General features: G+C 75.6%; 21 protein-coding genes. 5 read left to right on the top strand and 16 right to left on the bottom strand.

Annotation, left to right across the window (positions count from 1 at the left end; translation table 11 throughout):
* Nucleotides 1-31 precede the first annotated feature (31 nt).
* Nucleotides 32-1,918: an LVIVD repeat-containing protein gene (locus AC1UE5_RS16015; protein WP_482925254.1), complete on the top strand. Its 1,887-nt coding sequence runs from the start codon at nucleotides 32-34 to the stop codon at nucleotides 1,916-1,918.
* 1 nt (nucleotide 1,919) lies between these two features.
* Here AC1UE5_RS16015 and AC1UE5_RS16010 read toward each other — a convergent pair whose 3' ends face one another.
* The 7 genes from AC1UE5_RS16010 to AC1UE5_RS15980 form a co-directional block, all read right to left on the bottom strand.
* Nucleotides 1,920-2,708, bottom strand: coding sequence for an SRPBCC family protein (locus AC1UE5_RS16010; protein ID WP_482925252.1), 789 nt, complete (start codon nucleotides 2,706-2,708; stop codon nucleotides 1,920-1,922).
* Nucleotides 2,705-3,295 carry an ArsR/SmtB family transcription factor gene (locus AC1UE5_RS16005; protein ID WP_482925250.1) on the bottom strand — a complete coding sequence of 197 codons (591 nt, stop codon included), beginning with the start codon at nucleotides 3,293-3,295 and terminating at the stop codon, nucleotides 2,705-2,707. The genes AC1UE5_RS16010 and AC1UE5_RS16005 overlap by 4 nt, the downstream gene beginning before the upstream one ends.
* Before the next feature lie 82 nt (nucleotides 3,296-3,377).
* Nucleotides 3,378-4,130: a YaaA family protein gene (locus tag AC1UE5_RS16000; protein ID WP_482925248.1), complete on the bottom strand. Its 753-nt coding sequence runs from the start codon at nucleotides 4,128-4,130 to the stop codon at nucleotides 3,378-3,380.
* Between the two features lies 1 nt (nucleotide 4,131).
* Nucleotides 4,132-4,446 (bottom strand): co-chaperone GroES, encoded by a 315-nt coding sequence (locus tag AC1UE5_RS15995; protein ID WP_482925246.1) that lies wholly within the window; start codon nucleotides 4,444-4,446, stop codon nucleotides 4,132-4,134.
* Between the two features lie 33 nt (nucleotides 4,447-4,479).
* Nucleotides 4,480-5,385: an EamA family transporter RarD gene (rarD, locus tag AC1UE5_RS15990; RefSeq protein ID WP_482925244.1), complete on the bottom strand. Its 906-nt coding sequence runs from the start codon at nucleotides 5,383-5,385 to the stop codon at nucleotides 4,480-4,482.
* A 21-nt stretch (nucleotides 5,386-5,406) separates the two neighbouring features.
* Entirely contained in the window at nucleotides 5,407-5,841 is a 435-nt protein-coding gene (locus tag AC1UE5_RS15985) for a YbaK/EbsC family protein (protein WP_482925242.1), read from the bottom strand.
* Nucleotides 5,838-6,305 (bottom strand): cupin domain-containing protein, encoded by a 468-nt coding sequence (locus AC1UE5_RS15980; RefSeq protein ID WP_482925240.1) that lies wholly within the window; start codon nucleotides 6,303-6,305, stop codon nucleotides 5,838-5,840. The genes AC1UE5_RS15985 and AC1UE5_RS15980 overlap by 4 nt, the downstream gene beginning before the upstream one ends.
* Before the next feature lie 40 nt (nucleotides 6,306-6,345).
* Between AC1UE5_RS15980 and AC1UE5_RS15975 the strand changes: the two genes are divergently transcribed.
* Nucleotides 6,346-6,531: a hypothetical protein gene (locus AC1UE5_RS15975; protein WP_482925238.1), complete on the top strand. Its 186-nt coding sequence runs from the start codon at nucleotides 6,346-6,348 to the stop codon at nucleotides 6,529-6,531.
* Here the strand turns inward: AC1UE5_RS15975 and AC1UE5_RS15970 are convergent.
* From AC1UE5_RS15970 to AC1UE5_RS15950, 5 genes are all read right to left on the bottom strand, one after another.
* A complete protein-coding gene (locus tag AC1UE5_RS15970; protein WP_482925236.1) occupies nucleotides 6,528-7,319 on the bottom strand; it encodes an SDR family NAD(P)-dependent oxidoreductase in 792 nt (263 codons plus the stop codon). The two genes, AC1UE5_RS15975 and AC1UE5_RS15970, sit on opposite strands and share 4 nt — an antisense overlap.
* Nucleotides 7,320-7,353: 34 nt before the next feature.
* Nucleotides 7,354-8,739 (bottom strand): alpha/beta fold hydrolase, encoded by a 1,386-nt coding sequence (locus AC1UE5_RS15965; RefSeq protein WP_482925234.1) that lies wholly within the window; start codon nucleotides 8,737-8,739, stop codon nucleotides 7,354-7,356.
* Between the two features lie 100 nt (nucleotides 8,740-8,839).
* A complete protein-coding gene (locus AC1UE5_RS15960) occupies nucleotides 8,840-9,487 on the bottom strand; it encodes a GntR family transcriptional regulator (protein ID WP_482925232.1) in 648 nt (215 codons plus the stop codon).
* Nucleotides 9,484-10,377: a DMT family transporter gene (locus tag AC1UE5_RS15955; protein WP_482925230.1), complete on the bottom strand. Its 894-nt coding sequence runs from the start codon at nucleotides 10,375-10,377 to the stop codon at nucleotides 9,484-9,486. Before AC1UE5_RS15955 ends, AC1UE5_RS15960 begins: the two co-directional genes overlap by 4 nt.
* A 58-nt stretch (nucleotides 10,378-10,435) precedes the next feature.
* Entirely contained in the window at nucleotides 10,436-11,056 is a 621-nt protein-coding gene (locus AC1UE5_RS15950) for a class I SAM-dependent methyltransferase (RefSeq protein WP_482925228.1), read from the bottom strand.
* A gap of 20 nt (nucleotides 11,057-11,076) precedes the next feature.
* Between AC1UE5_RS15950 and AC1UE5_RS15945 the strand changes: the two genes are divergently transcribed.
* Entirely contained in the window at nucleotides 11,077-11,535 is a 459-nt protein-coding gene (locus AC1UE5_RS15945; protein ID WP_482925226.1) for a hypothetical protein, read from the top strand.
* Here the strand turns inward: AC1UE5_RS15945 and AC1UE5_RS15940 are convergent.
* The gene (locus tag AC1UE5_RS15940) at nucleotides 11,516-11,905 is read right to left on the bottom strand and encodes an ATP-binding protein (RefSeq protein ID WP_482925224.1); all 390 of its coding nucleotides are present in this window, start codon (nucleotides 11,903-11,905) and stop codon (nucleotides 11,516-11,518) included. The two genes, AC1UE5_RS15945 and AC1UE5_RS15940, sit on opposite strands and share 20 nt — an antisense overlap.
* 63 nt (nucleotides 11,906-11,968) lie before the next feature.
* Here AC1UE5_RS15940 and AC1UE5_RS15935 point away from each other — a divergent pair, with 63 nt between their 5' ends.
* Nucleotides 11,969-12,301, top strand: coding sequence for an STAS domain-containing protein (locus tag AC1UE5_RS15935; RefSeq protein WP_482925222.1), 333 nt, complete (start codon nucleotides 11,969-11,971; stop codon nucleotides 12,299-12,301).
* Between the two features lie 10 nt (nucleotides 12,302-12,311).
* The gene (locus tag AC1UE5_RS15930) at nucleotides 12,312-13,976 is read left to right on the top strand and encodes a SpoIIE family protein phosphatase (protein ID WP_482925220.1); all 1,665 of its coding nucleotides are present in this window, start codon (nucleotides 12,312-12,314) and stop codon (nucleotides 13,974-13,976) included.
* Here AC1UE5_RS15930 and AC1UE5_RS15925 read toward each other — a convergent pair.
* From AC1UE5_RS15925 to AC1UE5_RS15915, 3 genes are read right to left on the bottom strand one after another with little or no spacing between them, the layout of a single operon-like run.
* Nucleotides 13,948-14,814: a YhjD/YihY/BrkB family envelope integrity protein gene (locus AC1UE5_RS15925; RefSeq protein WP_482925218.1), complete on the bottom strand. Its 867-nt coding sequence runs from the start codon at nucleotides 14,812-14,814 to the stop codon at nucleotides 13,948-13,950. The two genes, AC1UE5_RS15930 and AC1UE5_RS15925, sit on opposite strands and share 29 nt — an antisense overlap.
* A 34-nt stretch (nucleotides 14,815-14,848) precedes the next feature.
* Nucleotides 14,849-15,205 (bottom strand): hypothetical protein, encoded by a 357-nt coding sequence (locus tag AC1UE5_RS15920; RefSeq protein WP_482925216.1) that lies wholly within the window; start codon nucleotides 15,203-15,205, stop codon nucleotides 14,849-14,851.
* Nucleotides 15,202-15,780 (bottom strand): pyridoxamine 5'-phosphate oxidase family protein, encoded by a 579-nt coding sequence (locus AC1UE5_RS15915; protein WP_482925214.1) that lies wholly within the window; start codon nucleotides 15,778-15,780, stop codon nucleotides 15,202-15,204. Before AC1UE5_RS15915 ends, AC1UE5_RS15920 begins: the two co-directional genes overlap by 4 nt.
* Between the last annotated feature and the right edge of the window lie 7 nt (nucleotides 15,781-15,787).

Genomic DNA, 15,787 nt, shown 5'->3' with positions numbered 1-15,787 from the left:
AGCTCCGCGCTTCGCGGGCGTTGTGGGCGGCATGGGCCTTTCCGCACGTGCCATCGCCGTCCTCGTCGCGCTCACCGCGCTCTCCGGCTTCCTGTTCGCCGCGCTGCTCGGCGGGCCGCGGACGACCCCGGCGCGTGCCACGCCCGTGCTGGGCAGCACGAACGTCGACCTGATCGCGAGCGTTCCGGGCACGGCCGCGATCTCGGGCGTCTTCTCCCGCTCGGCGCCGTACTTCTACGTCTCCGGGCTGGACTCGGTGAGCGTGCTCGACGTGTCCGACCCGCGCGCGCCACGGCCCGTCGGCAAGCTCGCGAACGCCATCTTCGAGAACGAGGCGATGACGCTCGGTGAGCGGACGCTGGCGGACGGGACCGTCCAGCGGTTCCTCCTGGTCGGCAACGACCTCGGGCAGGCCAGCGTCGGCCCGGACGGGTACGCGATCGGCCGCATCGGCGGGCGCGAGCTCATCATCGTCGACGTCACCGACCCGGCGCGGCCGCGGATCGCCGGGCGCACGCCGTCGACCGGGCCGGACGCCGCAACGACCTCGACGCACACCGTCGCGTGCGTCAACGCGGCGTGCACCGTCGCGTACAGCGCGGGCGACGAGGACGGGGAGTTCTCGATCTTCGACCTGTCCGACATCACGGCGCCGCGCCAGGTCGCGACGGTGCGCTCGCCGGCGGCGGGCGAGGGTCCGATCGGGCAGGCCGGCCACCACTGGAACGTCGACGGCGCGGGCGTGGCGTGGCACACCGGCTCGGGCGGCACCGCGGCGTTCGATATCGCCGATCCGCTCCACCCGCAGCTGCTGAACGGCACCGACGAGCACGGCACCGCGTCGCCGTACAACGACTTCATCCACCACAACTCGCAGCGGCCGAACGCGCGGGCGTTCGGGTCGTCGAGCGACTACAGCGTCGCCAACGGCAACGTCGTGCTGGTGACGGAGGAGGACTACGCGAACGAGGGCGACGAGGTCGTGTGCTCGCGTGCGGGGACGCTGCAGACGTGGGCGCTGCCGTCGCTCGACGGCGCGGCGTACCGCGCGGGCAACCCGGACGCGGCGCCGGACCGCGGCACGATGACGCCGCTCGACACGATCAACCCGCCGGCCGAGTCGGGCGGCGGGCTGTCCTCCCCGGTCGGGGCGTTCTGCTCGGCGCACTGGTTCGACTACCACCAGAGCGGCGTGGTCGCGCAGGGCTACTACCAGCAGGGGCTGCGGCTCGTGGACGTGCGCGACGCGCGGGACCTCAAGCAGTTCGGGTACTTCACCGGCGGCGTGACCGAGGTGTGGGACGCGTACTGGGCGCCCGAGCGCGACGCGGCGGGCGTGGTCGTGCCGGGGCGCAAGACGAACCTCGTCTACACCGTCGACGCGGTCCGCGGCGTGGACGTCTTCGAGGTGAGCGACCTGCCGCCGGACCTGCCGGTCGCGGGCGACGACGGGGCGCGCGGGACGTTCCCGGCGGCGCCGGGCGCGGCACCCGCCGGATCCAGCACACCGGCCGCGCCGGCCGCGCCGTCCGCACGCTCGACGGCCGCGACGAGGTCCACCGCCGCCTCCACCCTCGCCGGCGCGGCCGCGTGCACGCCGCCGCGCGCGACGGTCACCCGCACCACCGGTCGCACGGTCCGCGGCACCGCGCGGGCCGGCCGCGGCGGGTGCCGCGTCGCGCTCGTCCGCGTCACCGTCGCCCGCCGTGTGAGCGCGCGCTGCCGCTTCCTGACGGCGCGCGGCACGCTCACCGCCGTGCGCTCGTGCCGCAAGCCGGTCGAGCTGACCGCGCGCGGCACGACGCGCTGGTCGGTGACGCTGCCGGCCCGCGGCCGCTACGTCGTCAGCGCCCGCGCGGTCGACACGAGCGGCGCGGCCACGCGCACCGCCGCGACGCGCCGCGTGACCGTCCGGTGAGTCAGGGGCGCGCTCCGGCGAGCAGCTCCGTCCACGCCGGCTGCTCGCGCGCCGCGACGTCCGCCGCGCCGTCGCCGTAGAGGCGGAAGCGGGCGAACGTGTAGACCTGCGCGCCCGGGCCGCCGGTGCCGAGGTAGGCGATGCCCGGGGCGGGCGCGTCGAGCACGAGCGTCAGCGCCCCCGCGTCGCCGCCCGCGACCTCACCCGCCAGCGCGGGCGCGCCGTCGCGGGAGCGGACGCGCTCGCCGACCGCGGGCCGCGCGGGGAGCCCGATCGCGGCGGCGAGCTGCTCCCACGCGCGCTCGGCGCTGGTGCCGGGCGGCGTCTCCCCGCCGGCGAGGATCGTCGCGGCGCGCTGGCCGGGGAAGCGCTCGCGGTAGAGCCGCAGGTCGTCGAGCGCGCGGCGCCACCCGGTCGTGAAGCTCTCCACCGCGGCGTCCCACTCGTCCCCGTCGCCGAGGCCGCTGGAGACGACGCGCACGACGCACGTTCCGCCGCTGCGCGCCTCGACGAGGTACTCGGTGGCGAGCAGCCGCTGGCGCGCCGTGTCCCCGTCGGGGTGGAACGGCTCCTCGTAGCGGAGGCGGTGCGGCGGGTCGTAGGCGGTGATCGTGCCCGTCTCCTCGAAGCCCGCGCCGTGATCCTGCCGGTAGGCGCCGCCGACGCGCGGCTCGATCTCGGTCGGGACGAACCAGGCGGTGACGCCCGGCCCGGTCGCGATCGTCTCCCACACCTCCTCGGGGGTGCCGGCGACCTCCACCTCGGTCTCGATGCGGCGTCCATCGGTCATGCCTGGTCCTCCTGCTCCGGTTGTGGGATCGGATGCGCGGCGACGACGAGCCGGTGGTCGCGGCCCTCGGGCGCGTGGTACTTCTGCGCGAGTCGCGTGACCGCCGCGGTGAGTTCCTCCGCGAAGTCGGCACGCGCCTGCGCGGACGCGAAGCGGATCTCGGTGTCGATCGCGAGCGTGGCGACGCGCCCCGAGTCGCGGTCGGCCCGGCGCGCCAGCTCCCCCACCTCGCGCACCGCCCGTGCGGCGACCGCGATCAGGTAGCGCGCGGAGAGCTTGTCGGCGGCGCGCGCGGGGTCGGCCTGTGCGGCCCCGAGCGCCGAGGGCGACACGACGTACGACGCGGCGGTCGCCTGCAGCAACCGCTCGGTCAGCCCGCCCCACTGCCGCTCCTCCGCGACCCCGACGAGCCCGTGCGCCTCCAGCGCGCGCAGGTGGTAGTTGACCTTCTGCCGCGTCAACCCGACCCGCTGCGCGAGCGCGGCGGCCGACGCCGGCTCCCCCAGCTCCGCGAGCAGCCGCGCACGGATGGGGTCGAGCGCCACCACGGCGGCCCCGGGATCTTCGATCACCTCGACGTCGAGCACACCCCCATCGAACCATTGACAACTTTCTTTGTCAAGGCGTCCGCGGAACCGATCTCGGCCGGGAGGCGATCGCCGGGCGGGGCTACGCGGGCGCGATGACGTCGAGGAAGACGCCCGTCTTGGACGGGCTCAGCTCGACGGTGTGGCCGGCGGCGCGGACGAGCTCCGCGACGTCCTCCGGCGAGGCGGGCGGCGTGGGAGCGGCGAGGGCGAGGCGCGCGACGTCGCCGCGGGTCGCCTTGACCATGTGGGAGACGACCGCGCGCGACCCGTCGGGCCGCTCGGTGAAGCCGCGCACGGAGACGACCGTCGCGGCACGCGGGTTCCAGGCGGCGGCGTAGCTGCCGCTGCGGAGGTCGAGCACGAGGCCGTCGTCGGGCAGCGCCTTCGTCAGCGCGGGCTTCCAGAACGCCGCCAGGCCGGTCGCGAAGCGCGGGAGCTTGGCACCCATCGAGAGCTTGTAGGCCGGGATCTCGTCGTCCGGCCGCACGACGCCCCACAGCGCGGACGCGATGAGCACCCGCTCCCGCGCCGCGGCCGGCAGCGACGGCAGCTGCAGGTGCTCGTACAGGACGCCCGTGTACACGCCGTGCGCCGGCCCGGCGGGCGCGTCCAGCAGCGCGGCGTTCTCCGCGAGATGCGACACCTGCCCGGGCGAGAGCCCGAGCGCGGCCAGCGCGGTCGCGGGGCGGCCGGAGGAGGTCCTCACGAGCGTCCGCAGCACGCGCTCGCGCGACTTGGCGAGGGCGTCGGCGAACGCGAGCGACGAGAGCGACACCGGGTCGCCGGCCGTCGGGGCCGTCTTCCCCTCGGACGGCGGCAGGAGGACGAGCAAGCTACGAGTCGGTCGGCGCGGGCCCGGCCTCGATCACGCCCAGGATCTCGCGGACGCGGCAGACGAGCAGGCGCTCGTCCTCGATCTCCACCCACACCCCGGCCGAGCGCGGGAAGACCACGTGGTCCCCCACCCGCACGGGCATCTTGAAGTCCGGCAGGTCCGGCGGGCCGTCGCCGATCGCGAGCACGATGCCCTCGTTGGGCGGCAGGTCGTGCGTCCCCTGCGGGACGAGCAGCCCGGACTTGCGCATGCGGTCCGGCTCGAGCTCCTTGATCACGACCTGGTCGAAGATGGGGCGGAGGACGTCAGGCATCGGCAGCGCAGACTACGACGCGCGGCCCCGCGCTCACGCCGGCGCCGGCACCGCGACCGCCTCGGCGCGCGCCCGCCGCACCGTCCGCACGGCGTCGACCGTGAAGACGACGAGCGCCAGCCACACCAGCGCGAACCCGGCCAGCCGCGACGCGGGCATCGGCTCGCCGTACACGAGCACGCCGATGAGGAACGCCATCGTCGGCGCGAGGTACTGCAGCAGCCCGACCGTCGAGAGCGGGATGCGCACCGCCGCCGCGCCGAAGAGGATCAGGGGGACCGCGGTCGCCACGCCGCTCAGCGACAGCAGCGCCGCGTGGCCAGCCCCCTCGCTGCCCACGGTCCCCCGCCCGGCCGCCTCCAGCCACACGAGGTACGCGACGGCCGGCACGACGAGCACCGCCGACTCGACCGCGACGCTCTGCAGCCCGCCGACGCCCGCGCGCTTCTTGACCAGCCCGTACAGCGCGAACGTGATGGCGAGCGTGAACGCGATCCACGGCGGCCGGCCGTAGTCGACGGTCAGCACGACCACCGCCACGAACGCGATCGCCACCGCGACGACCTGCGCGCGCGAGAGCCGCTCCCCCAGCACCGCGACCGCCAGGGCGACGGTCACGAGCGGGTTGATGAAGTAGCCCAGCGACGTCTCGACCACGTGCTCGGCGTTGACGCCGTAGATGTACGTCCCCCAGTTGACCGCGATCAGCACCGCGGCGACCGCGAGCAGGCCGACCGACCGGCGCGACAGCCCGCGGACCCAGCGGAAGCCACCGGCGACCGCCATGACGACGACGAGCAGGACGAGCGACCAGGCCACGCGGTGCGCGAGGATCTCGACAGGCGCGGCCGGCTCGAGGAGCGGCCAGTAGAGCGGGAGGAGCCCCCACAGGACGTACGCACCGACGCCCGCGGCGAGCCCGGAACGCAGCGGGGTCACGCCGCCCAACGGTAGGACGCGCTACGGCTCCCGCAGCGCCACGACGCGCCCGCCGGTCAGCTCCACCAGCTGCGCCGGCGACAGCGGGAACACCTCGTACGGCGACCCCGCCGCGGCCCACACCTCGTCGAACGCGAGCAGGTCCTCGTCGATCAGCGTCTCCAGCGGGGTCGCGTGCCCGGCCGGAGCCACGCCGCCGATGGGGAACCCGGTCACCTCGCGGACCCACTTCGCCTTCGCCATCTCGACCGGCTCCCCCACCAGCGCGCCGACCGCGGCCAGCGACAGCCGGTTCGGACCCGACACCGCGCACAGGACGCCGGTGCCCGACGGCACCCGCCGGACGACCAGCGACTTGACGATCTGCCCCGGCGCGACGCCCACCGCGGCCGCCGCGTCGGCGACCGTGTGCGTCCCCTCGGGGAAGGTGCGCGTCTCGAAGCCGAGGAAGGTCATGCGCCGGGGTCGGGCCGCAGGAAGACGTCCAGCTCGTCGTCCGCGCCGCTCGGGGCGGTGCCCGGGACGTACGACCGCACCCAGAACTGGCCGGTCTCGGGCAGCTCGTTGATCTCCGGCGCGTTCATCGTCGAGAAGATCAGCACGCGCACCGGCTCGTCGCTGCGGTTGTCGAGCCGGTGCCCGCCGCGGCGCCCCACCGGGCAGGCGACGACGTCGCCCGGCGCGAGCACGCGCTCGCTGCCGTCCATCGCCGTCACGGTGGGCCGACCGCTCAGCACCACGATCGCCTCTTCGTTGTTGTAGTGGACGTGGAGCGGGAACGTCGTCGCGCCGGGCGGCACCTCGTACAGCGACGCGCCGAGCTGCTCCATTCCCGCCTGCTTGCCGATCTGCGCACGCCGCCAGCGGTACGGCGGCTCGTCGCGGTCGCGGTCGAAGTGGGGCTCGAAGACGTTGGCCATGGCGCAGGAGTATGGACGCCGCCCGTCACACTCCACCGCCATGCACGCCACCGACTACGTCCGCGTCCGCAACGCCGCCGGCACCCTCCAGACCAACGCGCCGGAGGTCGACGCCGCGCTGCGCCGCCGGGAGGAGGAGGGCTACGCGCTCGTCTCGTCCGTCCCCGACACGCACAACGGCGACCTCGTCGGGATCCTGCTCCTCTTCGTCAAGCGCGCCGGCTAACCGACGTCGGTCACCGCGAGCACCGCCGGCCGCGGCGCGTGGCGGCCGGCGGCGGCGAGCACCCGGTTCGGCGCCCCCGGCACGACGACGCGCTTGCCCCGCTCCAGCCCGCGGATGGCCGCGTCGGCGACCTGGTCGGCCGACCGCCACAGCGGGCCGGGCAGCGACTTGGCGTGCTCCTCGGAGCCGGACGCCTCCTGGAAGCCCGTCCGCACCGGGCCGGAGCAGAGCGCGGTCACCGTCACGCCGGTCGCGCGGTTCTCGCGGTGCAGCGCCTCGGCGAACATGAGGTCGAACCCCTTCGTCGCCGCGTACGTCGCGCAGCCGGGCATCGGCTGGAACGCGGCGGTCGACGCCGTGATGAGGACCGCGCCGCTGCCCCGCGCGACCATCCCGCGCAGGTAGCGCGAGGTGAGGTCGACGACGGCCTCGACGTTGAGCCGGACCTCCTCCAGCTCGCGCGCGCGGTCGCTGTCGGCGAACGCCCCGTACGTCCCGAACCCGGCGTTGTTGACGAGCACCGACACGTCCAGGCCGAGCGCCTCGACGCGCGCCGCGAGGTCGTCGCGGGCGGCGGCGTCGGCCAGGTCGCACGGGAGCGCGTGGGCCGCGACGCCGTGCGCGCTCCGCAGCTCCTCGGCCAGCGCCTCGAGCTTCTCCGCGCCGCGCGCGACGAGCAGGACGCCGTGGCCGCGGGCGGCGAGGCGGCGCGCGAGCGCCGCCCCGATCCCCGACGAGGCGCCGGTGATCAGGGCGGCGGTGGACGGTGACGGTTCAGGGAGCGCCATGGCCGCGGATCCTAAGCCCGCGGCCGCGGCGCGCCTACTTCGTCGCCTTGCGCAGGAACGGCTTGATCGTGCGGATGAACGTGCTCTTGTCCGGGTCCGCGACGATCGGGTCCAGGTGCGCCTCGGTCGCGTGGCGGTCGACGAGCGTCACCTGCTTGGCCCGCCCCTTGCCGTTCTTGGAGAGGAGCTTCGCGCCCTTGAGCACGCGGCCGGCGCCGAGCGACGTCTCGATCGCGTAGATCGGCACGTCGAGGTCCTTCGCGCGGGTCGACTTGACGCCGAGCGTCTTCTGGCCGGGGTTCGCGACGCCGCCGTTGGTGACGCTGCCGTCGAGCGTCAGGCGGCGCGGGTGGTACCACGCGGTGCCGTCGATCCCGACCGGGCCGGAGAACGCGGTGGCGGCCCGCTCGAGCGTCACCAGGCCGCCGTCCTCCCACCCGCGCGGCTCTCCGGCGGCGGCGAGCCTGCCGAGGTGCATCTGGACGAGCGCGAGGCTGTCCGGGCCGGTCTCGGTGTCGAGCGCGTAGCCGTAGCCGCCGCGGTTCGTCGCCGGCACCGGCGGCTTGAGGTTGCCCGGGAGGAGCGGCCAGCTGCCGAGCATCGCGGGCTCGTCCGGCGCCTTGAGCGCCAGCGTCGAGCCGAGCGCGTTGAACACGCCGGCGCTCCACGGGAGCTTGAGGCCGGTGAGGTCGAGGAACGGGCTCTCCTTGCCGATCGTGGCGAGTGCCTCCTTCGCCATCGCCGGCGTGTAGGTCGGGCGCTCCTTCGTGCCCGGGCCGCTGCCGCCGTCGATCAGCACCAGCCCGTCGAGGTCCTTGGCGCCCGCGCGGCCCTTGAAGTCCCACGTCGCGTACGCGGCCACGATGTTGCCGCCGAGCGAGTGGCCGCCGAGCACGACCTTCCGGCCGCCCTTGCGGGCGTTCGCGATGACCCGCTTGAGGTCCTCGATCGCGACGTTCATGCCCCACTCGCGGGCGAACGCGACGCTGTCGTCGGCCGGCGGGGTGAAGTGCTGCGCCGGCGGCGTGGGGCTGCCGAGCCAGCCGAGGTAGTAGTCGAAGAACTGCTGCGCGGTGGCCTGGCCGCGCTTGTAGCGGTCGAGCACCGTGTGGTCCTCGAGCAGGTTCTCGCGCCGCTCGACCGACCAGATCTGCCAGCCGGGCAGCTGCTCCGCGAGCGTGCGCGCGAGCGGGAGCAGGTAGCCGGCGCCGGCGGACGTGCCGGGGACGAGCACGAACACGTTCTTCGCGCTGTCGGGCCCGGTCTTGACGACCTTGACCTTGTCGTACTTCGCCGGCCCCGCCGCGTCGAACCCGGGCAGCGTGACCGTCTTCTCCGCCGGCGCGGCCTGCGCGACCGCCCCACCGGACAGCGCGGCGGCAGCGGCGGCTGCCGCGAGCAGCGCGCGTCGACCCTTCATGGACACCGTTCTCCTCTCCTCCACGAGCGCCGGCGGGGTGGTGCCGGCGCAACAGCGGCGGGAAGTGTTGCACGCGGAACGGCGGCGTGCCACTCGCGGGTCAGGTCAGCAGCGCGATGACCGCGTCGGCCGACTCGCGCAGGTGCGGCCGCAGCGCGTCGGGGCCGTCGGCTTCGAGCCGGTCGAGCAGGCGCTCGTGGTCCTCGGCCATCCGCGCGAGCGTCCACGAGGGCTTGAGCTGGACCATGAAGAGGCGCGTCTCGCCCGCGAGCGCCGCGTGGGCGGCGGCGATGCGGGCCGAGCCGGAGGCGGCGACGAGCGCGCTGTGGACCGCGTCGTGGGCCGTCACGACGTCGCCCCAGCGCGGCGCCTTGCGCGAGCAGACGCGGGTGAGCCGCGCGGCGGCCTCGCGGGTCGCGGGCGGGAGCGTCCCGTCGTGGCGCGCGAGCGCGAGGCGGACGGCCTCGACCTCCAGCGCCGTCCTCAGCTCGTACAGCCCCTCGACCTCGGGCGCGCCGAGCCGCGCGACGTGCGCGCCGCGGTGCGGCTCGACGACCACGAGGCCCTCCGCCGCCAGCGCGCGCAGCGCGGCGCGGACGGTGTGGCGGGCGACGTCGTAGGCCGTCGTCAGCTCCTGCTCGCGCAGGCGCTCGCCGCCGCCCAAGTCGCCGTCGAGGATGCGCGCGCGGAGCGCGGCCGCGAGCTCGTCGACGGCGGAGCGGCGCGGCAGCGGGGCGATCGCGGTCATGCGCGGGCGGCCTCGGCGGCGGTGAGCGGGGGCGCGTCGGCGGCGCGGCGGCGGGGCGCGGCGAGGGCGATCAGGCCGGCGAGCACGAGCGCCGCGCCGAGCACGGCGACGCCGCCGGGGCGCTCGTCGAGGATCAGGACGCCGAGGAGCGCGGCGGTGAGCGGCTCGGCGAGCGTCAGCGTCGCGGTCTCCCCCGCGCCGAGCTTGGACAGGCCGCGGGCGAAGAGCACGTAGGCCAGCGCGGTCGGGATCGCGCCCAGGTAGAGCGCGAGCGCGACGCCGTCGGCGTTCGCGATGTCGGGCGCGGTGACCGCGAGGACGGGGAGCAGCAGGACGGCGGCCAGGCCGAACCCGCGCGCCATCACCTCCTCCGGCGCGTGGCCGTCGGCGAGCAGGCGCTTCGACGCGACGGTGTACGCCGCGTACGACGCGCCCGCGCCGAGCGCGAGCAGCACGCCGAGCGGCGAGACCTCCGCGTCGCCGCCGCTCAGCACGAGCAGCAGGACGCCGGCGGTGGCGAGCGCGGTGCACGCGGCCCAGCGCCGGTCGAGCGGCGTCCCGTCGGCCACCCGCCCGAGCAGCCCCGCGAGCGCGGGCGCGGAGCCGAGCGCGACGACCGTCCCCACCGCGACGCCGGTGTCGGCGACCGCAGCGAAGAACGCGAGCTGGTAGCCCGCCACCCCGAGCGCCACGACCGCGAGCGCGCGCGGCGACCATCGCCCCGCGCCGGCGGAGCCGACCAGCCGCGCGGCCAGCAGCAGGAGCGCGGCCCCCACGAGGAGCCGCGCGGACCCCACGGCGAGCGGCGAGCCGTCGAGGTCGGCGAGCGCCTGCGCGCTGCCGGTCGTGCCGAACAGGACGGCGGCGGAGAGGACGAGGACGCGTGGCACGTGTGGAATTGTTCCACAATCTCGTCAGAGGCTGCAAGCGCGGCGGCGCGCCCTCGGGTCAGCGGCGCGTGAGGCGGTGCACCGCGACGGCGGGGCGCATCGGGTCGCGCTTGGTGTCGACCGCGAAGCGCTCCTGCGCGCGGGCCAGGAAGCCCTCGGTGAACGTGCGGCCGGGGTCGGCGAGCCAGGTGCGCGGGCCCAGCCGCGGCAGGAGGTCGAGCAGGACGTCGAGGTTGCGGCGCTCGTACAGGACGTCCGCGGCGAGCACGAGGTCCCACTCGCGCTCGAGCAGCACGTCCGGCGTCTCCCACGCGACCGCCTCCACCGCGATCCTCGCGCCGTTGCGCTCCGCGTTCTCCACCGCCAGCTCGAGCGCCTCGGGCGCCCAGTCGGTCGCCGTCACCCGCGCGCCCGCCAGCGCCGCCGCGATCGACGGCAGGGCGAGCCCGCCGCACCCGAGCTCCAGCACCCGCCGGCCGCCCAGCGCCGAGGCGCTCACCGCGCGCGCGAGCGCCACGCCAGCCGGCCACAGCTCGGCCCAGTAGGGCATGCGCTCGTCGCGCGCGAACGCCTCCTCGTCGATCAGGGCCTCCGCGTCACGTGGCCGCAGCACCGCCAGCTCCCTGTCGCGCAGCGGCACGACCTCCTCGACCAGGTCCACGCCGGTCACGATACGCACCGCTCGTGCGTGTACCTGGCGTGACCCTCGCCTACGTCTTCTGGCACACGCCCGCCCCGGGCACGGACATCGGCGCGTACGAGCACGCGATGCGCGCCTTCCACCAGGCGCTCGCGCTCCCCGGCAGCCGCACCTACCGGCTCGACCGCGCGCCCCACCACGACGGCCCCGCGTACGAGGACTGGTACCCCGTCGCCGACTGGGCCCAGCTCGGCGCGCTGAACGAGCGGGCGATGAGCGGCGCCCGCCGCGGCCCCCACGACGCCGCCGCCCGCCTCTCCGGCACGGGCGCCGGCGGCGTCTACCGGCTGCTGCGTCGGGGCGAGGACGACCCGACCGTCACGTGGCTGACCGCCCGCCCGGGCGACGACACGCGCGCCGCCGTGTGGCAGCGCCAGATGGTCCTCGGCCCCGCGCCCGAGTTCCTCGTCTGCGCCGCCAACGACGGCGGCCGCCAGGTCAGACGGGCCTCGCTGTAGACGACAGCTCGAACCACACGGTCGCGCCGTCGTCGTTCTCCACGCCCCACCGCTCCGCGAGCCGGGCGAGGATGTGCAGGCCCCAGCCGGACGCCTCGTCCTGCCGCTCGCCGCGTGGTGCCGGCTCGAAGCCCGGGCCCTGGTCGCACACCTCGACCCGCACGTGCCCGTCCGTCTCCTCCACGCTGAGGCGGATCGTGTCGTGCTCGCCGGCCGGCACGTGACGCACCGCGTTGGTCACCAGCTCCGACACGAGCAGGCGGGTGTTGCGGAGCGTCAAGTCGTCGACGTGCCCGGCGAGCCGCTCCAGCTCCCGGCGTGCGAGCGGGATGGAGCTCGCCTCGTGCGGCAGTTTGATCGTGAACTGCATCGGCGGTAGGTCCAGGACGTTCCCGTATTCTCCCTGACGCACGCGCCCGATGGGTCCGGTCTCGTGCACAGAGCTGTCATGGCGATCCAGGTCGAGCGACACGACGAGGAGCACGGCGTCCGCATCATCGTCCGCGGCGACGTCGACATGACGACCGGCGGCCGCCTGGAGCAGGAGGTCCTCCGCGCCGAGACGGACGCGCCGCCGACGCTCACCCTCGACCTCAGCGAGGTCGACTTCTTCGACTCCACCGGCCTGCAGATCCTCCTCGACGCGGACGTCCGCGCGAGCGAGGCGGGCCGGCAGGTCATCGTGGTGCCCGGGTCCGGCGAGGCCGCGCGCGTGCTCACGCTGACGCAGGTGGCCGACCGGCTGAACGTGGCGGTCGACGAGTAGGAGGCCGACGGTGCGCGCCGTGATCGCCGACGCCGCCGCCCCGTGGACCCGCTCGCTCGCCGAGGCGCTCGGCGCGCTGGGCCACGAGGTCGTGCGCACCAGGACGGCCGCCGCCGCGCTCGACCATGCCGACGACCACGGCGCGGTCTTCGTGCTCGTCACCGAGGAGGGCGCGCTCGACGCCTGCCGGGCGCTGCGCGATGCGGCGGGCGGCGCGGACCGCGTGATCGTGATGGTGGCCGACGCCGACGAGCCGCTCGACCCCGCCGCGGCGCTGGCCGCCGGCGCCACCGACGTCTGGCTCCCGCCGCCGACCGACGCCGCCGCCGTCGCCGCCCGGCTGACGACCGCCGTCCACCACGCCCGCCGCGACGCCGCGCAGGTGGCCGAGGAGGCGTCGGCCCGCGAGCGGCGCGGCGTCCGCGACGGCGGGCCCGCGCGGCGGCGCAGCGCCTTCCTGGCGGAGGCCTCGCCGCTGCTCGACGCGAGCCTGGATCTGGCCGCGACGCTCGAGTCGCTCGCCCAGGTGATCGTCCCCGAGCTGGCGGACCTGTGCCTCGTCGACGTGCTCGAAGCAGGCGAGGTCCGGCGCGTCGCATGCGCCGCCGGCGACGCGGAGGTCGAGCAGCTCGTCCGCGCGCTCCCCCGCGCCTACGTGGTCGAGGAGGACGACGACCCGGTCGCGCGCGTGATGAGCACCGCGAGGCCCGAGATGCTCGACGGCGAGTCGGCGGCGGTGTTCGGCGGCTGGAAGCAGGCGCTCGCCGACCGGATGCCGCGCCGCGCGATGCTCGTGCCCCTGACGACCCGCGGCCGGACGCTCGGCGTGCTCGCGCTGGCGATGCTCGACGAGGACCGCGGGTTCGGCGCCGAGGAGCTCGCGCTCGCCACCGACCTCGCCCGCCGCGCCGCCCTGGCCGTCGACAACGCGCGGCTGTTCGAGCAGCAGAGCGCCGTCGCCCGCGTGCTGCAGGAGTCGCTGCTGCCCGAGCGGCTCCCGCGCGTCGAGGGGATCGACCTGGCCGCCGCCTACCGCCCGGCCGGCGACGGCAACGAGATCGGCGGCGACTTCTATGATGCCTTCCCGGCCGCCGGCGGCGGCATCGTGCTGGCGATCGGGGACGTGACCGGCAAGGGCGCGGGCGCCGCCTCGCTCACCGGGTTGACCCGCCACACGCTGCGGACGGCCGCGATGTACGAGGGCGCGCCGAGCCGCATCCTCGGCACGCTCAACGCCGCGCTGCTCAGCCAGCGCAGCCGTCGCGGCAAGTACTGCACGGTGGCGCTCGCCCGCCTCCTGCCCCGCGAGGACCGCGTCGAGGCGGTCGTCGCGTGCGGTGGCCATCCGCTCCCGCTCGTGCTGCGCGCCGGTGGCGAGGTCGAGGCGGTCGGCCAGCCCGGCACGGTGCTCGGCTACGTGGCCGACCCGAACGTGCGCGACACGCCGGTCACGCTCGCGCCCGGCGACGCGCTCGTCCTCTACACCGACGGCATCACCGAGGCGCGCACGCCGACCGGGCTCCTCGGCGACGAGCGGCTCGCGGCCTTGGTGCGCGAGTGCGCGGGGATGGGCGCCAGCGCGATCGCGGCGCGGCTCGAGCACGCGGCGATCGCCTCCCAGCAGGGCACGCCGCGCGACGACGTCGCTATCGCTGTGGCGCGGGTTCGGGACTGAGCTCGACCCCGGTCCCGCCGACCCCGCGCGCGAACCGCGTCGCGTCGGCGCGCCGCCGCTGGCGCACCTCGGCGCGCGTCGCCAGCCCCGCGCCCGCGAGCATCACGGTCGCCATGACGTACAGGCCGCCGAGCAGCACCGCGAGGAGCAGGAACACGCGCACCGCCGCGATGCCCGCCGCCGCCCCGAAGTACAGGCCGACGAGCCACGGGATCGCCTGGATCGCCGCGCCGGCGGGGATCGCGCCGACGAACGCGTGGCGCCACGCGAGCACCGACCGCGGCGCGTAGCGGTAGACGACGGCGAACAGGACCACCGAGCCGAGGGCGTTGAACAGCAGCGTCAGCTCGTCCGGCAGCGAGCCCTGCCAGTTCATCCACGTCGCGACCTCCCCGATGACCGGCGCGCTGCCCGTGCCGACCACGAACGCCGCGGCGACCAGCGCCCCCAGGCCGATGTTCCGCAGGCGGCCGGTGAAGACGTCGTGGCGCGGGCAGTCGAGCAGGCGCGACTCGCACCGCTCGATCACCCCGATCGCGCCGCTGCTGGTCCACAGCATCGAGCCGACCGCGAGCGCCAGCAGCAGCGGCGAGTTGTCGCGCGTGCCGATGATGAGCTCCTGCACGTCGCTGTGGACCGCGTCGGGGAGGAACCGGTTGACCTGCGCGGCGAGCTGCAGCGCCGAGACGAGGTCCTCCAGCAGGAGCGCCTGGATCGCTGCCACGCCGAGCGCGAACGGCCCGAGCGAGAGCAGCAGGTAGTAGGCGAGCGCGGGGACGTCGTCGGCGATCCCCTGCCCCCACCAGAACTGGAAGATCCGTCTTCCGAGGCGGCGCATTGCTTCGATGTTCCCGGTCGCGGGCCGGTTTCATTCAGCGGCGCTGCACGCGGAAGCGCAGTGCGTGGATCTGCTGCTGGCCGTAGGAGCCGGTCTGGACGGGGCCGGCGGCGCTGGCGCGGTCGCCGATCCGGGGGTCGCGCTTGGGCCGCAGGCCCGGGCGCACGTCGATCGCGGTCAGGCCCGGGAGGCTGATGCCGCCGCCGGTGACGACGACGTGCAGGTCGCCGTCGCCGTCGGGGTCGACGCGCTCGACGAAGACGATCCGGCCGGTCACGGCCTCGCAGTCGGCCACGCCCTCGGGACACCGCACGGGCGTGAAGCTCGGCGCGGGCGCGCTCGCCGGGGTCGCGGTCGCCGCGAAGGCCAGCACGGTCCCGAGGAGGTTCACGGCACGGCGGGCAGGCCGTCGATGGAGCGCGCGCTGCGCTCCAGCTCGAACGCCGTGACCGCCTCCGAGCCCATCGTCCGCAGCCGCTTGCGCTTGGCGAGGTCGAAGTGCTCACGCTCGCCGGTCTGCTCCATCAGCGGCACGCCGTAGCCGCACGACTTGGCGACCCGCGCGACGTCGACGCGGACGATCGCGCGCTTGGCCTCCTCGACGCCGGTGAGGCTGCCGGGGAACGCGCACCGTGCCTCCAGCTCCGCGAACGCCGGGTCGGCGGCGAAGACCGCGCTGCCCGTCCCGTGCAGGCGGATGATGCGCGGGGGCCCGGTGAAGGCGCACAGCATCACGACGATGCGGCCGTTCTCGCGCAGGTGGGCGACCGTCTCGGTGCCGCTCCCGTAGTAGTCGAGGTAGGCGACCTCGTTCGGGCCGAGCACGCGCAGCGTTCCGCGCGGGCCCTTCGGGGAGACGTTGACGTGGCCGTCGGCGCTGAGCGGCGCGGAGCCGACGAAGAACATCGGCTGCTCCGCGATCCAGCCCGCGAGGTGGTCGTCGATGTGGTCGGTGACGGTGGCCATCGCGGTC

Source organism: Parviterribacter multiflagellatus (genome assembly GCF_056863265.1).
Note: the sequence above shows the minus strand (reverse complement) of the source record. Positions and strands in the feature narration are given on the sequence as shown.

Coding starts and splice junctions, on each gene's coding strand:
- AC1UE5_RS16015 (WP_482925254.1), top strand. CDS start 32: ATGGGCCTTTCCGCACGTGCCATCGCCGTCCTCGTCGCGCTCACCGCG.
- AC1UE5_RS16010 (WP_482925252.1), bottom strand. CDS start 2,708: ATGACCGATGGACGCCGCATCGAGACCGAGGTGGAGGTCGCCGGCACC.
- AC1UE5_RS15995 (WP_482925246.1), bottom strand. CDS start 4,446: ATGCCTGACGTCCTCCGCCCCATCTTCGACCAGGTCGTGATCAAGGAG.
- AC1UE5_RS15985 (WP_482925242.1), bottom strand. CDS start 5,841: ATGACCTTCCTCGGCTTCGAGACGCGCACCTTCCCCGAGGGGACGCAC.
- AC1UE5_RS15980 (WP_482925240.1), bottom strand. CDS start 6,305: ATGGCCAACGTCTTCGAGCCCCACTTCGACCGCGACCGCGACGAGCCG.
- AC1UE5_RS15975 (WP_482925238.1), top strand. CDS start 6,346: ATGCACGCCACCGACTACGTCCGCGTCCGCAACGCCGCCGGCACCCTC.
- AC1UE5_RS15970 (WP_482925236.1), bottom strand. CDS start 7,319: ATGGCGCTCCCTGAACCGTCACCGTCCACCGCCGCCCTGATCACCGGC.
- AC1UE5_RS15965 (WP_482925234.1), bottom strand. CDS start 8,739: ATGAAGGGTCGACGCGCGCTGCTCGCGGCAGCCGCCGCTGCCGCCGCG.
- AC1UE5_RS15960 (WP_482925232.1), bottom strand. CDS start 9,487: ATGACCGCGATCGCCCCGCTGCCGCGCCGCTCCGCCGTCGACGAGCTC.
- AC1UE5_RS15940 (WP_482925224.1), bottom strand. CDS start 11,905: ATGCAGTTCACGATCAAACTGCCGCACGAGGCGAGCTCCATCCCGCTC.
- AC1UE5_RS15925 (WP_482925218.1), bottom strand. CDS start 14,814: ATGCGCCGCCTCGGAAGACGGATCTTCCAGTTCTGGTGGGGGCAGGGG.
- AC1UE5_RS15915 (WP_482925214.1), bottom strand. CDS start 15,780: ATGGCCACCGTCACCGACCACATCGACGACCACCTCGCGGGCTGGATC.